Here is a 14,634-nt window from a genome sequence, read left to right on the forward strand (position 1 = left end):
GCCACCTACACTTTCTCTTTGATGTTCTTGCCAAGAATTCCAGCAGGACGAATCAATAAAATAATAATCAACAATGCATATACAACTGCATCTTTGTAATCTGAAAACCCAAGTGCAATCGTGATCGTTTCTAACAATCCAATCACAAAACCACCCAGTGCTGCTCCTGGTATGATTCCGATTCCACCTAAAACAGCCGCAACGAATGATTTAAGCCCTGGAACAACCCCCATCATTGGATCAATAGAATTATAATAGAGTCCGATCAGCATGCCCGCGGCCGCAGCCAATGCAGAACCTAATGCAAAAGTAAATGAAATTGTTCGATTGACATTGATCCCCATCAACTGTGCGGCATCAGCATCAACGGAAACGGCCCGCATTGCTTTACCCATTTTTGTCTTTTTAACAATCAATTGCAAGGCAATCATCAACACTAGAGAAATAACTAAAATAAGAATTTGAATATTTGAAATTTGAATAAAGCCTAGTTGATAATTTTTAAATTCAATTGCCTGCGGAAATGATTTTTTTTCAGGACCTAACCAATAAATCATTCCGTTTTGCAGTAAAAATGAAACCCCAATTGCGGTGATCAAAGCCGCGATCCTTGTTGACTTTCTTAGCGGTCGATAAGCTAAAAACTCAATTACTACCCCGATCACGGCAGCTCCTGCCATTGATAAAATCAATGCTGGGAAAAAACCTAAATTCAATTTATTGATAAAGAAATAGCCCATAAATCCACCTAGCATATAAATTTCTCCATGAGCAAAGTTGATCAATTTGATGATTCCGTAAACCATTGTATACCCTAATGCTAAGAGCGCATAAATACTTCCTAGAAAAAGACCGTTTACTAGCTGTTGAATCACTACTTCCATGTTTATCACTTCCAATATTTTAGAATAATTGCTGTTTAATTAAAATAAAAAGAGGATGGACAAAACGTAAAACCTTGTCTCACCCTCTTTTAAGTCTCTACCAACTTGTTACTATTTAGGTTCTACTGCATCTGCTGATGTTTCTTTTCCTTCTGTCAAGCCTAATACAACAACTGATTTTTCAGGATTATGATCCTTGTCCATCGTCATTTTACCAGTCACACCGACAAAGTCTTTCAATGAAGCTAAGCCTTCTGTAATATCTTTTGAATCTGCTGAATCTTTATCTTCCATTGCTTGTTTTAACATGTAAACAGAGTCGTAACCTAAAGCATTGAAAGCTGATGGTTGTTTATCGTATTTTTTCTTGAATGCATCTACAAATGGTTTTACTTTATCTGTTGCCGGTGCTTTTTCTGAGAAGTGTCCTGTGTAATAAACATCAGAGACATTTTTCGCTCCAGCAATTTCAACTAATTTTTCATCACCAAATCCATCAGCACCAAGGATCGGCTTGTCGATCCCCATCTCACGTGCTTGCTTGATGATCAATCCTGCTTCTGCATAGTAACCAGGAATGTAGATAGCATCGTAATCAAGGTCTTTGATTTTTGTTAAGATGGCTTGGAAGTCTTTGTCTCCTGCAGTGAACGTTTCTTCTTTAGCGATCTTACCTGTAAACGTATCTTTAAATGATTTCGTTAATCCAATGGCGTAATCACTTGAATTATCACCGATAATGACAACATTTTCAGCCTTTAAATTATCTTGGGCAAAGTTCGCTAGGATAACCCCTTGGAACGTATCTTGGAAACAAGCTCTGAAAATATATTCCTGTACTTTATCATTGACAACAGTGATACTATCATCCGTCCCAGAAGGCGTAATAACAGGCACCGCTGCTTTTGTCATATTTGGAATCGTTGCTTTCGTTGCACCAGATGTTGCTGGCCCAACAACGGCAACAACTTTATCTTTAGCTGTTAAATTGGCCGCAACAGAAGTGGCTTCACCATTTTCTGATTTGTTATCTTTTTCAATTAATTCTATTTTTTTCCCTAACACACCACCTGCTTCGTTGATTTCCTCAACAGCTAGGGTAATACCTTCCTTTTCAGCATTCCCATATGCCGAAACATCACCAGAAAGTTCCATATTCATTCCGATTTTAATCGTATCGCCTTCAGTCTTATTTCCACCACCGCTTGCGCCTCCGCCAGCTGTTGGACCACATGCTGCTAATAAAAAGAGACTAGCAAATAAAAAGCTAAATTTTTTCATCTTATTTCCCCCTTGATTTTAAAACTTGTTATGCTGGTCAGCTGTTTCCTGAAGAGCTAACACAAAAAGCTTGATAATGTTCTTCGCGTATATAATTATTAAAGAAGTATGTATACAAATATAAGCAAAAAAGAATAAATTGTCAATGAATTTTCAGAAAATTTTTATAATTCAAATTATTATCCACGAAAAACCGCGTTAAATGGGCTAATTTCGTGCCTTGAAAGACTAGGTGCCTAAGTTAGTCTTATTCCGCTCAACAGAGTGACTCTCTAATTAGTTTTAAGATAAGTTGTTTTGATTTAGACAAGTATTGAATATCTTCTTTTTTACTATAAATTCCAATAGAAATCATAGACTTGATCCCATCGATTGGCAATTTAAAAACATCATCTTTCAATACTACTGAAGAGCTAACTACACCTATTGAAGGGAACTCATGAATGAAGTTTGAAACATTAGAGAGCTGCCCGACTGAATAATGAAACGGTCTTTGCTGAGGAGCTTCAAATAGTTGCTCAAGTTGAATATAGGTTAAACAATTTTCGCCTGAAACAAATAACGGGTATTTATTTAAAACGTCTATTTTATGTTTCTCGCTAAATAATTCTACAAATTTTCTAGAAACAATAAAGATTATTTTCTCTTGATATAGTTCTTCAAAAACCGTATGTTGATAATATTTTGTCGGTTTTCCAGCAATAATAAAATCCAACTGTTGTTTCTCTAATAGTAATCCTAACGAATCTGCATTCCCTATAGTAATATTACAAGTGACGAAAGGTTTCTCTTTTCTAAATTCCGCAATGATACGCGGAAATTTGGTAATCGCAATTGGCTCTACTACCCCAATATTAATTTCACCAACTTCTTCCTTTTGGATAGATCTAGCTGAATCTACTACTGAAGACCAATGTTTGATCAATCCATCTACTTCCTTAGCAAATAACTCACCAGAGGGCGTTAACTGTAAATTAGCACTTCGATCAAACAAACGAAAATCTATTTCCTTTTCTAATCGTTGGATCTGCATTGTAATCGTTGATTGCGCATAATGTAATTTTTGCGCTGCTTTTGAAAAGTTTCCTTCTACCAGTATTGTTTTGAACGCTTGGAGTTCTTTTAAGTCCATCTTACCACCTCATATTTGTATTATTGATAGTTTAATTCATTTTATTCAATTTAACAAATACATATACCCGTGGTAAGCTGAATTTAGAAAAGGAGTGATTTACTTGATAGACAATCGTTTGTTTGATCTTACCTATATCGGCGGTCCCACTGTAATTTTAGAAATTGATGGTCTACGTTTTATGACCGATCCAACATTGGATGCACAAGGGAGTTCTTTTGCTAATGATCATACGACTTTGGAAAAAACAAAAGGTCCTGCACTTACTGAAATAGACAACATCGATATTGTTTTACTTAGTCATGATCACCATCATGATAATTTAGATTATTCGGGTAGAGAATTTTTAAAAACTGTCTCTAAAACTTATACCACAGTTAGCGGTGCACAACGCTTAGGTGATAACGCAATTGGTTTATCACCTTGGAAACAGGATATACTCTTTACCACAAACGGCACACAAGTTACCATTACAGCAACACCAGCACGACATGGACCTGCCGGGATTGAAAAATTGACTGGTGATGTTATCGGATTTTTGATAACCGTTGCAGGAAAACAGCCATTCGAACTTTATTTAACTGGGGACACCCGTTTATTATGAAGGAATTAGAGATGTAGCCAAAAAGGCGAATCCTGACTATGTTTTGATTTATGCTGGTGCAGCTCAGCCGACAGGACCACTTAACTTAACTATAAGCACTAATGATGCGCTTGATACTTCTTACACATTTCCAGAAGCCCAAATAATTCCTTTGCATTTTGAAGGCTGGAAACACTTTACCCAAAATGAACAAGATCTACTTGATGCCTTTGGCGTTCTAAACATTCAGCACAAACTAAACGTTTTAACCCTTGGTGAAAAAACTGCTTTTTTCCCTCGATAACCTAGCAACAACTTCCCATGTTTTTTCAGCAATCAAAAATAGGACTGAGGCATAACCAATTACGTTATGTCTCAGTCCTATACAGTCTAAATCCTCGGATCAAATCTTATATCGTACTATGATTTCTTGCGGAGAAATTTGCCGCCGCTCCAATCAAGTTGGCATCGTTTTTATATTTACATGTTACGATCTGCGGAATAAAATCATTCAATTCAAAATGAGCTAACTTTTCTTTCATTCGACGATTGATTTCATCTAACAATCCTTGCTTCGCCGAAACCCCACCGCCTAAAACAATCATTTCTGGATCAAGAGAAAATTGAATACTAAACAATCCTTGGGTTAAGTACTCATAAAAGTTATCGACCTCTTCTATTGCCAATTCGTCACCAGACTCCGCTAGGTTAAACACATCTTCTCCAGAGAAGGTCTCTTTTTCTACACCTTTTCGTTCGCAATACCGCCACGCCATTTGGACCGCTGTTCCCAGCTTGCTGAACGTTTCGCCACCACTTAGATACATCAGACCAAATTCGCCACCGTAAAGATGAGCACCTTTAGTAATTTGCCCATTATGAAAAATCGCACCGCCGATTCCAGTTCCAACGACAACAAACGCTACTTCTTGTTTGCCTTTAGCAGCGCCTTCATAAATTTCTGCCATCCCTGCACAATTGGCATCATTTTCGATTGCCACAGGAAGTTTAAACAGTTCTTCCAATTCTTTAAATATATTGAATCCATGAATATAAGGAATTGCTGAAATCCCATTAATCATTTGCTTGTCAACATCCACAACACCGGGTGCACTTAACGCCACACCTTCTAGCTCTTGCTTGGTTCCATCAAATACAGTTAATAATGACGCTTTCATTTCTTCCCAGGTTTTTGGCGTTGGAAACTTGCCCTTATCGAGCATCTTCTCACCGTTCCAAATCCCATGTTTTACTGCTGAACCGCCAAAATCAAATGCTAAAATCGCCATATTCTATGCCTGCTTTCATCTATTTATTTTGCTTGTTTCTTCTATAGTTATAAGGTCCATGGTATTCCTGGTCTGGATTTCTTTTTAAGCTAAACTTCAACGGCACATAGTCAATACCGCCTTTTGTTAGCGGATGACACCGTAAAAACCTCGCTGTTCCCATCGTCACACCTTTGATACTGCCATGAGTTTGAATTGCATCGATCATATATTGTGAACAGGTTGGGTGATAGCGGCAACTAGCCGGAAGCCCAGGTGAAATGAATCGTTGATAAAACCGGACCATTCCGATAAAAATATTTCCTGCCATTTCGTCCCTCTTTTCTCTATCAGAAAAAACTATACCTTGTTTTATAAATGAATGCAAGTTTACAAGAGGAAAGTAAAACTATTTTTAGCTAAATTTTGACTCGTTGAAAAAGAAAACTATTCAAAATTCTCAAAGGGTGCTAAACTAGAGAAAAGAGACTGACGGAAATCATCAGTTTCCTTCTACTCAATCTAACATGAAATGGAGCAAGACAAAATGGGCTTAAAATTTGAACGTACAAATGACCTAGATAAATTATTTGATTCTTTTGCGGTAGACCCTAAAAAAGTTGAAATGCCGAAAGAAGAATTAGAAAAACAAGCAGCAAAAACAGAACAAAAAGAAGACAAGAAAAAGGAACAATAAAAAATAGCTTTGACCACTCATCTTCAGAGTCGTCAAAGCTATTTTTTTATAAATACTTTTCAATGGCAAGCCACGCTTCTTCTTTTCCTTCTTTTGTTTGGGAAGAAAAAAGAATAAAATCATCTGACTTATCAAAATTCAAGGCTTTTTTGATGATACTTTCATGCTTATTCCATTTGCCACGAGGGATTTTATCCTTCTTCGTTGCAACAACAATCACAGGGATTTCGTAGTATTTTAAGAACTCATACATTTGAATATCTTCTTGTGTTGGTGCATGACGCAGATCAACCAAAGATACCACTGCCTTTAATTGTTCCCTTGTTGTCATATACGTTTCGATCATCTCGCCCCATTTGGCGCGTTCTGTTTTAGAAACTTTGGCGTACCCGTATCCTGGAACATCAACAAAATGCAAAGCGTCTTCGATCAGGTAAAAATTAAGTGTTTGCGTTTTCCCTGGTTTTCCGGAAGTTCTAGCTAAATTTTTGCGGTTGATCAACGTATTGATAAACGATGATTTCCCCACATTCGAACGACCTGCTAAAGCAATTTCAGGCAGTTCAGTCTCAGGATATTGTTTCGGTGAAACTGCACTAATAATAATTTCTGCGTTATGAACATTCATAGTCCTAACCTCCTAAGTTTAAACGTTGAACGAGCTCGTTCAGCCTCATGTTATCTTTTCCCCATTCCAGCTAGATAAATTTATTTCATAAAAATCAGTAAAAAAGTAGAGACACGTCTCTACTTTTTAGTCTTTTAACATTACCCAGCTTTTTTATCCTTTTTATTATAAACAATTGCTGGTTTACCTGTACCATCAACAGCCATTTCTGTAATGATCACTTTTTCGATCGTCTCATCTGATGGGACATCAAACATCACATCCATCATGATCTCTTCAATGATCGAACGTAAGCCACGCGCTCCTGTATTACGTTCGATTGCTTTACCCGCAATAGCACGAAGAGCATCTGTTTCAAACTCTAATTCTGTATCATCTAAAGACAATAATTTTTGATATTGCTTGACTAATGCATTTTTAGGTTCAGTTAAGATCCGAACTAAATCATCTATCGTCAACTTCTCTAAAGCCGCAGTCACTGGTAAGCGTCCGATGAATTCAGGAATCAATCCAAATTTCAATAGATCTTCTGGAATGATTTGCTGCATGACACTTTCGTCTTCGTTCAGCTTGCTATTTTTCGTACCGAAACCGATTGTTTTTTCGCCTAAGCGATTTTTGACCATGTTTTCGATACCATCAAAGGCACCACCCACGATAAACAAGACATTTGTTGTATCGATTTGGATAAATTCTTGGTGTGGATGTTTGCGTCCGCCTTGCGGTGGCACGCTGGCAACTGTTCCTTCCAAGATTTTAAGTAAGGCTTGTTGCACCCCTTCACCTGATACATCTCTTGTGATCGAAACATTTTCACTCTTACGGGCAATTTTGTCGATCTCATCAATATAGATGATCCCTTTTTCAGCACGTTCCACATTAAAATCAGCAGATTGTAATAGCTTCAATAGAATATTTTCTACGTCTTCCCCTACATATCCTGCTTCAGTTAAGCTAGTCGCATCTGCAATGGCAAATGGTACATTCAATGTTCTAGCTAATGTTTGCGCTAAAAATGTTTTCCCAGAACCTGTTGGTCCAATTAAACAAATATTGCTCTTTTGTAATTCTACATCTTCAGAGCTTGAATTTTCTGATTGATTTACACGTTTATAGTGATTATAGACAGCTACCGCTAGTGAGCGTTTTGCTTGATCTTGTCCAATTACATATTCGTTTAAGACATCCAATATTTCTTGAGGTTTTGGGACATCCGTTAATTCACGTACGGCTTCGTCGTAAAATTCTTCATCAATAATCTCTTTACATAAGTCGATACATTCATTACAAATATAGACGCCAGGTCCGGCAACGATTTTTTTCACTTCTTCTTGTGTTTTACCACAGAATGAACAGCGAACTGCACCATTGTTGCTATTTGTATTATCGTACATGCGTGTCACCCCTCTAAAATTAAAAATGACTGTCGTTACAGTCTTAAGATATAATAGCATAAATCAAGCGAAAATGCGAATATTGGATTTGCAAAGATTTACTAAATAAAAGAATTCTTATGGTATACTAAAAGAGTTAAATCAATTGCTGATTCTTTTAAAAATTCAGTAAAAATGGAGGGAATTTCATGCTGGAACAAATTTTATTAGGGACTTACACACGTAGAGAAAGTAAAGGGATTTACCAGATCGAACTGGATACAGAAAAAGAGAGACTTTCTGATGCTGCTTTATTAGTAGAAGAAACAAGTCCAACTTATTTAGCACTCAATCAAAAAGGAGATCTATTCAATGTCACATCTGTTGATGGTGAAGGCGGTATGGCAGCTTACACAAACAATAATGGGCACTTTGATTTGCTTAATAAAGTAACTGAAGCTGGCGCTCCTCCATGTTATGTTGCACTTGATGAAGAAAAACAACTGGTTTTTGGTGCTAATTATCACCAAGGAATCGTTCATGTTTATCGTATTTTAGCCGATGGACAGTTAGAACATACTGATAAAATCATACATGATGAACCAACTGGACCACATGAAAATCAAGACAATGCCCACGTTCACTATACAGACTTAACGCCAGATCGCCGTTTAGCTGTCTGTGATCTTGGTACGGATCGCGTTTATACGTATGATGTTAGCCCAGAAGGAAAATTATCTGAGGTTGCTCAATATGTTGCAGAGCCTGGAACAGGTCCTCGTCATTTAGTGTTCCATCCAAATAATCAATATGCTTATCTTTTTGGTGAGTTAGATAGTACTGTGACGGTTTTAGCCTACAACGCGGCAGACGGTTCGTTTACACAAGTTCAAAAAGTTTCAACTTTACCAGATGGCTTCAATGAATTTAACGGTGGTGCTGCGATTCGCATTTCAGCGGATGGACGTTTTGTTTACGCATCAAATCGTGGTCATGATTCGATCGCTGTTTTTGCAACAACGGAAGATGGCAGTAAAGTAGAGCGCGTACAATTGATTTCTACAGAAGGCGAAATTCCAAGAGATTTTGATTTAGATCCTTCTGGTAAATTTGTTGTTGCTGCTAATCAAAATACGGACAATTTAACGCTTTATCGTCGTGATGAACAAACGGGTCTTTTAGAAATGATCCAAAAAGATGTTTATGCACCTGAGTGTGTCTGTGTTTATTTTAAATAAAAAAAGAAACGAGTGATGCAAAAATCTAACAGATTTTGCGTCACTCATTTTTTAAGTTTCATATTTCTTAACTTCGGCTTTCGACTCTTGGATTTTTTCTATTGTTTGGTCAAAGTTTCTAGATGCATAGGCGTAGAATAAAATATCTACTATAATGAATTGATCATGCAAAGAGGTCGTTGCGGCACTTCTTAAGACTGCTTCATTTGAACGAACTGTTTGCAACATGTATTCCGCCTTATTTGTCAGCGTATTATTGCCAAATTGTGATAATCCGATTGTTTTTAACTGGTGTTTTTTCGCTACAGCAAGTAACCTTAATACCTCTTTGGTTTCTCCTGAATGTGAGATACAAAAAAATACGGCGCCTCTTGGTGCTGAAACTAAAATCGTCACCAACACATGAGGATCTTGAACACAGACAACCGTTTTACCAATTCGATTCCACTTTTGAGCAATGTTTTCAGCGACTAAATAAGAAGCTCCTATCCCAAATACATAAATGATCGGTGCAGCAATTAATACATCGACGATTGTTTCAATTCGCTCTTCATTTAGCAAAGCAACTGTCTCTTGCATCGATTGATACGCATTGCCTAATAGCTTTGTCTTGATCTCATCCACAGATCCATTCGCTGTGATATCTGAATAACCTTCATAAATTGGAGCTTCTATCTCTGCGGATAAACGAATTTTCAATTGGGTAAAACTGGGAACATCGATCTTCTTACAAAATCGAATCACAGTAGCTGGACTAGCCCCTGCATAAGTTGATAGCTCTGACGCCGTCATTTCAATCACCATCGAAGGATTCTCTAAAATGACCTTACCAATCTTTCGCTCAGAATTCGGCAAGACATCTAGCATGCTAATAATTCTTCCTTGAATATTTTCGCCACTCATTCGCTTCCCTCCTTTTTGAATTTTTTTGTATGTACGGCAGGGCGAACTCAAGCTACTCGCCCTGACTAATCAATAATAGGTAACGCTGCCCAAAGGGACCGATTTGCTAGCGCCTGTAGCACTTGGTACATTCCCTGGACTATGCTGTAATGTTTGATTTGCTAAAACAGCCATCGCAATTGCTTCTTTCGCTTCTGAAGAAAAACCAATTTCTTCTTGAATCAACACTTTTACTTCTGGAAGTTCCGCTTTAATCATCGCGATCAACGTTTGATTATAACTACCACCACCGCCAATAATCAATTCAGTATCCCCTTGAATAAAAGGTTGTGCTGCTTTGGCAACTGATTTAGCGGTAAACATGGCTGCTGTTGCGATGAAATCATTTGGATCAAGGGACCATTTTTCTAACAGCATTGTCGTAAATTGCTTGCCAAACTCTTCTCGTCCAGTTGTTTTAGGATAAGATTTTTGAATATACGGATGGGCCATTAATTCTTCTAACAACGCTTGGCTTACTTTCCCTTGTTTAGCGTATGCACCATTTTGATCATACTCTTGATTGAAGAAATACAAACATAATTCGTTCATGATAACATTGCCTGGACCCGTGTCAAACGCGATCATATCTGTTATTTCTCCCGACTTAGGAATCACTGTAATATTCCCGATCCCACCAATATTTTGTAGTAGTCTTGTTGTATTCGGTTTTTGATATAATACATATTCTGAGTATGGAACGATTGGTGCACCTTGGCCACCTACTGCCATATCTCGTTCTCTAAAATTGGATACCACCGTGGTTTTTGTCCGTTCACAAATCACCGCTGGATCACCGATTTGAAAAGTCGAGGCATACAAAGATTCTCGGGCAAAAGGAATATGGAAAATCGTTTGACCATGACTGCCGATAAATGCTAACTCCGTTGAAGCAATCCCAGCCTGCTTGCAGACTTCTAAAGCCGCTTGAGCAAAGTGCTCCCCTAGCTCAACATTTAAGGAGCAAATTTTTTCGACATCTGAGCTTTCTAATGACAATGCTGCCCGAATTCTTTTAAGGGTTTCTTCACTAAATGGTACGGTCAAAAAATCGATTAGTTTAACAGCTGTTGTTTCATTTTTGCCAGAGATTTCCACCAAAGCGGCATCAATTCCATCTAAAGAGGTTCCTGACATTAAGCCTATTGCATACACCATGCGTTTCTCCTCCCTCTTCTTGTTCGTATGACTTAGAGCTTCACTTCATGAAGGGCAAATTTTTGCCACGGTCTAAGGTGAGGCAACAAAATTTTATCTGCATCGGTGATTTTCCCTACAACATTGGATTTACCTGAATTTTCCATCGGTAACAACGCTACTTGAAGCTCGCCTGCATAATGAGCGTATAATGACGTTTCAATAATAATATCCCCGATTTCCATATCAACTGTATTGAATGGAACAAATTCATGCCCTTTATATTTTACGCGACTCTGGGTTGAACGGATAACATAATCTGAGATATCACCACGATTAAAGTGAAATTCCTCTACTATAATGTTTCGTTCTACTTCTGGTGTTTTCGGATCGATCACACAATCAAAGGTTAGACGATACGGGTCGATTTCACTTAGTGCTTTTAACTCCTCTTCTGAAGCAAATGCATTGGCAATGATCACATCATCGATTACATTTGTTGCCCATAAGTGTTTAGCTTGTGTCGTGATCGGCCATGTTCGATGCATTTCTAGAGTACATAAGCCTTCTTCTACGGGCCACGGACCAATTGTCGCTGTGGGAGAATTAATAAACGCCGCTGTCCGAATCCCATGATCTTTGTACACTTGTGACGTCGCTAAAAAATGGTCATAATTCAGACCTGTGTAGCGATGAGGATAAAAATTATGACAGCCCAATAATTTATCTAGATTTGCCTGGTAGCTTAGAATATTTTCTAAATAACGTGTGCCTGAGCTGATGTTTAATTCGATTGCTAGATTTTGTTGGTTAAACGTCATGATCGATTCTTCATTTCCTGTGAATCCCATATCTAATCGAATACCATCTGCACCAATTTCTTTAAAAAATGATAGCTCATCATAACTGATGCCTAACTCGCCAAACACTTTAGGACTAACATCGGCAATCACTTCCATTCCCAATTTTTTTCCATAGAGAATAGTTTCTGTAAATTCTTTTATGATCTGCTCTTTTCCTGATTCGACCGATAATAAACAAGTAAAGACACGTTTAAAATTATATTTTGCTGCTAAGTCCATATAGGCCTTGATATCTGCCACACTACTATGATTTGGATAAACAGAAATCCCTAATTTCCTCATTGATTCTGCCCCCTTCTATTTTGTTCTGCTAATAATCGACTACTTTCAAAAAAGATAACAGCTAACAATCCGCTGATGCCATAAATTGTTTGTTTGATAAATTCTGGCATAGTTGGAAATAAAAGAGTGGGAATCAATGCAATCAAAAATACTGAACAGCCGATCACCCAACGATTCGGCAACCATTTTTTCTTCTCTAAATAATGAGTCATGATCAAACCAACTGCGAGGAATAAAACGCTCGCGCTTAAAAATATTATTTTAGTCATTTGATTCGTCTCCTAACTTCTAGCTTAAAAAGCAATGACGGAACGAAATTTCACTACACTGTTCATTTCGTTCCGTTCATTTTTGTGTCTAGCCTACAGGTTCTATTTTGTGATAGCGTGTTCTTTTTCTAATTCATTGTTATCGTAGATCATCACAAAAGGATAATATATCACAACTGAAATAATAATTAGGACAACACTTAAAACAGCTGCTCGCCAATCCCCACCTGTCGCTAAATATGCGCCAATAGGTCCAGGCAGTGTCCAAGGTGCTGTAAAGATCACACGATTCACTAAACCAAACTGTGTCACAAACCAAGCAATTGTTGCTGTGACCATCGGTGTTAAAATAAATGGAATAATCAATATTGGATTTAATACGATCGGTGTTCCAAAAATCAATGGTTCATTGATATTGAAAATAGCTGGTGCCAACGTCGCTTTTCCTAATTTTGAAGCAAATTGCGATTTTGTTTTGAAGGCTAATAATAACGCCAATCCAATCGTACAACCAGAGCCGCCGATCCAGACAAACCATTGGTAAAATGGTTCTGCGGCAATATTTGGTAATTCTTTTCCAGCGGCCATTGCTGCCGTATTTCCATCTAATAATTGTAGCCATAATGGTCTTGCTAGTGAACCTACGATGGATACCCCATGAATCCCAAAAGACCAGAAGAACGTAATCATAAAGATCAAGAATAAAACACTTGGTAAACTATCGGCTGCACTAACTAAAGGGCTTACAATTTTAGAAATCGTTGAATGCCAATCAAACCCGATAAAGTATGTTAAGGTAGAGATTCCTAAAATCACGATCAAGGTTGGTGTTAATGTTTCAAAAGATCTAGCTACAGCAGGTGGGACTTGTTCTGGCATCGTGATTTTGAATTTTGATTTATCTGTTAAACGATAAATTTCTACTGCTAGAATCGATGTAATGATTCCAACAAACATCCCACCGCCACCTAAGTTAGCCATTGGTAAGACAAATCCAACAGTTCCAGCTGCATCTAACGCTTCTGCAGGAATGTTCACTGGAACAAACGTTAATAGAAAAGCAATCGTCGCTAAAATACCACCAGAAATCACATCTAAATTATAGGTTTTCGATAAACTTGCACCGATCCCAAACGTTGCATAAAGAGTCATGATATACATCGTCATTCGATAAGGCAACAAAATCGTTGCTGCATTTGATGTTAGAAACTGTGTAATCCCCCAATTAGCTGGTAATGGCGGAAAGGCAATGATCAAGAAAAACGACCCAATAATGATCAACGGCAATGTTGCAATGATCCCATCTCTAATCGCACGTAAATGACGTTGATTTGCTAATTTTGCCATGGGACCGGCTAAATGCTCTTCAATAAATTCAGTAAACTTTTTCACTATTCTCATCTCCTATTTCACATTCATTTAAAAATAAAAGCCCTTACATCTACCACTAAAAAAAATACTTTGATAACAACATAATTGCACAACCACATTTATCTTCTACTCGATCCACTAAACTAAACGATAACTACGAATCCATATAAATTACTAAGAAAACTTCCTTACCTCCTGATTTTCGATTTTTCGTTTTTATCGGTAGTCCTGTGTTCAACTTGCATCGATAAACGAGCATTTCACTCATCGACAAATTCATCATACAGTTAAAGAACTTTTTTTTCAACATTTTTAAGCGAAAAACGAAATAAAATTTCATTTTAAATAATAAAAAGCAAAATAAAACTGATTATTCTTACTTAAAGAGAGATAATATTTCATACAAAAGGAAATAACCTGAAATTAAATTTCTGTTCGGATTTAATTTAACCTAGCCATTCTTTTTATTTGGTAGTTTTTCTTCCTTCTTTTGAATCGAGTTTTGCCCCCATATAACACTGTTCTAAGCGTTGATTGGGCTCTTTCTCTTTATCCATCTCAGCAATAGTGTTTTACAGATAAAATAAAAAAGAAGAATGAGAATACATCCTTCTAAAACACTGATTCAAATCCTCTGATTATTCACTATCATCCATCAATTTATATACCAAAATGGACAAGTATTT

16 protein-coding genes are annotated in these 14,634 nt (G+C 37.3%); 4 read left to right on the top strand and 12 right to left on the bottom strand.

What is annotated here, in order from left to right; all coding sequences use genetic code 11:
• Positions 1-5: 5 nt before the first annotated feature.
• The 3 genes from RV15_RS11955 to RV15_RS11965 form a co-directional block, all read right to left on the bottom strand.
• Positions 6-884, bottom strand: a complete 879-nt coding sequence (locus RV15_RS11955; RefSeq protein ID WP_071878274.1) for a branched-chain amino acid ABC transporter permease — start codon at positions 882-884, stop codon at positions 6-8.
• A gap of 111 nt (positions 885-995) precedes the next feature.
• Positions 996-2,165 (bottom strand): ABC transporter substrate-binding protein, encoded by a 1,170-nt coding sequence (locus tag RV15_RS11960; protein WP_071878275.1) that lies wholly within the window; start codon positions 2,163-2,165, stop codon positions 996-998.
• Between the two features lie 256 nt (positions 2,166-2,421).
• Complete coding sequence (locus RV15_RS11965; protein ID WP_071878276.1) at positions 2,422-3,297, bottom strand: LysR family transcriptional regulator; 876 nt, start codon at positions 3,295-3,297, stop codon at positions 2,422-2,424.
• 103 nt (positions 3,298-3,400) lie between these two features.
• Between RV15_RS11965 and RV15_RS18640 the strand changes: the two genes are divergently transcribed.
• Both RV15_RS18640 and RV15_RS18645 read left to right on the top strand, forming a co-directional pair.
• Complete coding sequence (locus tag RV15_RS18640) at positions 3,401-3,901, top strand: MBL fold metallo-hydrolase (protein WP_167364098.1); 501 nt, start codon at positions 3,401-3,403, stop codon at positions 3,899-3,901.
• Between the two features lie 43 nt (positions 3,902-3,944).
• A complete protein-coding gene (locus tag RV15_RS18645) occupies positions 3,945-4,184 on the top strand; it encodes a hypothetical protein (RefSeq protein WP_139243024.1) in 240 nt (79 codons plus the stop codon).
• 106 nt (positions 4,185-4,290) lie between these two features.
• Here RV15_RS18645 and RV15_RS11975 read toward each other — a convergent pair whose 3' ends face one another.
• Both RV15_RS11975 and yidD read right to left on the bottom strand, forming a co-directional pair.
• Complete coding sequence (locus RV15_RS11975; protein ID WP_071878277.1) at positions 4,291-5,169, bottom strand: ROK family protein; 879 nt, start codon at positions 5,167-5,169, stop codon at positions 4,291-4,293.
• Between the two features lie 19 nt (positions 5,170-5,188).
• Positions 5,189-5,479 (bottom strand): membrane protein insertion efficiency factor YidD, encoded by a 291-nt coding sequence (gene yidD, locus RV15_RS11980; protein WP_071878278.1) that lies wholly within the window; start codon positions 5,477-5,479, stop codon positions 5,189-5,191.
• Between the two features lie 216 nt (positions 5,480-5,695).
• Between yidD and RV15_RS18750 the strand changes: the two genes are divergently transcribed.
• The gene (locus RV15_RS18750) at positions 5,696-5,845 is read left to right on the top strand and encodes an SPJ_0845 family protein (protein ID WP_167364099.1); all 150 of its coding nucleotides are present in this window, start codon (positions 5,696-5,698) and stop codon (positions 5,843-5,845) included.
• Between the two features lie 46 nt (positions 5,846-5,891).
• On the opposite strand, the gene yihA is transcribed toward RV15_RS18750, so the two are convergent.
• Both yihA and clpX read right to left on the bottom strand, forming a co-directional pair.
• Positions 5,892-6,473: a ribosome biogenesis GTP-binding protein YihA/YsxC gene (yihA, locus tag RV15_RS11985; RefSeq protein WP_071878279.1), complete on the bottom strand. Its 582-nt coding sequence runs from the start codon at positions 6,471-6,473 to the stop codon at positions 5,892-5,894.
• Between the two features lie 140 nt (positions 6,474-6,613).
• Positions 6,614-7,867: an ATP-dependent Clp protease ATP-binding subunit ClpX gene (gene clpX / locus RV15_RS11990; protein WP_071878280.1), complete on the bottom strand. Its 1,254-nt coding sequence runs from the start codon at positions 7,865-7,867 to the stop codon at positions 6,614-6,616.
• Positions 7,868-8,055: 188 nt separating this feature from the next.
• Here clpX and RV15_RS11995 point away from each other — a divergent pair, with 188 nt between their 5' ends.
• Positions 8,056-9,084 carry a lactonase family protein gene (locus RV15_RS11995; protein ID WP_071878281.1) on the top strand — a complete coding sequence of 343 codons (1,029 nt, stop codon included), beginning with the start codon at positions 8,056-8,058 and terminating at the stop codon, positions 9,082-9,084.
• A gap of 51 nt (positions 9,085-9,135) precedes the next feature.
• Here RV15_RS11995 and RV15_RS12000 read toward each other — a convergent pair whose 3' ends face one another.
• The 5 genes from RV15_RS12000 to RV15_RS12020 all read right to left on the bottom strand — a co-directional run bounded on the left by RV15_RS12000 (position 9,136) and on the right by RV15_RS12020 (position 13,978).
• Entirely contained in the window at positions 9,136-9,987 is an 852-nt protein-coding gene (locus RV15_RS12000) for a MurR/RpiR family transcriptional regulator (protein ID WP_071878282.1), read from the bottom strand.
• 69 nt (positions 9,988-10,056) lie between these two features.
• Positions 10,057-11,184, bottom strand: coding sequence for an anhydro-N-acetylmuramic acid kinase AnmK (anmK, locus tag RV15_RS12005; protein WP_071878283.1), 1,128 nt, complete (start codon positions 11,182-11,184; stop codon positions 10,057-10,059).
• Positions 11,185-11,216: 32 nt separating this feature from the next.
• Positions 11,217-12,308: a DUF871 domain-containing protein gene (locus tag RV15_RS12010; RefSeq protein ID WP_071878284.1), complete on the bottom strand. Its 1,092-nt coding sequence runs from the start codon at positions 12,306-12,308 to the stop codon at positions 11,217-11,219.
• Positions 12,305-12,577, bottom strand: coding sequence for a hypothetical protein (locus RV15_RS12015; protein ID WP_071878285.1), 273 nt, complete (start codon positions 12,575-12,577; stop codon positions 12,305-12,307). The genes RV15_RS12010 and RV15_RS12015 overlap by 4 nt, the downstream gene beginning before the upstream one ends.
• A 102-nt stretch (positions 12,578-12,679) precedes the next feature.
• Complete coding sequence (locus RV15_RS12020) at positions 12,680-13,978, bottom strand: PTS sugar transporter subunit IIC (RefSeq protein ID WP_425429317.1); 1,299 nt, start codon at positions 13,976-13,978, stop codon at positions 12,680-12,682.
• Between the last annotated feature and the right edge of the window lie 656 nt (positions 13,979-14,634).

The organism is Enterococcus silesiacus (assembly GCF_001886225.1).
GTDB classification, from domain to species: domain Bacteria; phylum Bacillota; class Bacilli; order Lactobacillales; family Enterococcaceae; genus Enterococcus_L; species Enterococcus_L silesiacus.

Bases quoted from the DNA above. Each gene is read 5' to 3' on its own strand.
- RV15_RS11955 (WP_071878274.1), bottom strand. From the start codon at position 884: ATGGAAGTAGTGATTCAACAGCTAGTAAACGGTCTTTTTCTAGGAAGT.
- RV15_RS11960 (WP_071878275.1), bottom strand. From the start codon at position 2,165: ATGAAAAAATTTAGCTTTTTATTTGCTAGTCTCTTTTTATTAGCAGCA.
- RV15_RS11965 (WP_071878276.1), bottom strand. From the start codon at position 3,297: ATGGACTTAAAAGAACTCCAAGCGTTCAAAACAATACTGGTAGAAGGA.
- RV15_RS11975 (WP_071878277.1), bottom strand. From the start codon at position 5,169: ATGGCGATTTTAGCATTTGATTTTGGCGGTTCAGCAGTAAAACATGGG.
- yidD (WP_071878278.1), bottom strand. From the start codon at position 5,479: ATGGCAGGAAATATTTTTATCGGAATGGTCCGGTTTTATCAACGATTC.
- RV15_RS18750 (WP_167364099.1), top strand. From the start codon at position 5,696: ATGGGCTTAAAATTTGAACGTACAAATGACCTAGATAAATTATTTGAT.
- yihA (WP_071878279.1), bottom strand. From the start codon at position 6,473: ATGAATGTTCATAACGCAGAAATTATTATTAGTGCAGTTTCACCGAAA.
- clpX (WP_071878280.1), bottom strand. From the start codon at position 7,867: ATGTACGATAATACAAATAGCAACAATGGTGCAGTTCGCTGTTCATTC.
- RV15_RS11995 (WP_071878281.1), top strand. From the start codon at position 8,056: ATGCTGGAACAAATTTTATTAGGGACTTACACACGTAGAGAAAGTAAA.
- RV15_RS12000 (WP_071878282.1), bottom strand. From the start codon at position 9,987: ATGAGTGGCGAAAATATTCAAGGAAGAATTATTAGCATGCTAGATGTC.
- anmK (WP_071878283.1), bottom strand. From the start codon at position 11,184: ATGGTGTATGCAATAGGCTTAATGTCAGGAACCTCTTTAGATGGAATT.
- RV15_RS12010 (WP_071878284.1), bottom strand. From the start codon at position 12,308: ATGAGGAAATTAGGGATTTCTGTTTATCCAAATCATAGTAGTGTGGCA.
- RV15_RS12015 (WP_071878285.1), bottom strand. From the start codon at position 12,577: ATGACTAAAATAATATTTTTAAGCGCGAGCGTTTTATTCCTCGCAGTT.
- RV15_RS12020 (WP_425429317.1), bottom strand. From the start codon at position 13,978: ATGAGAATAGTGAAAAAGTTTACTGAATTTATTGAAGAGCATTTAGCC.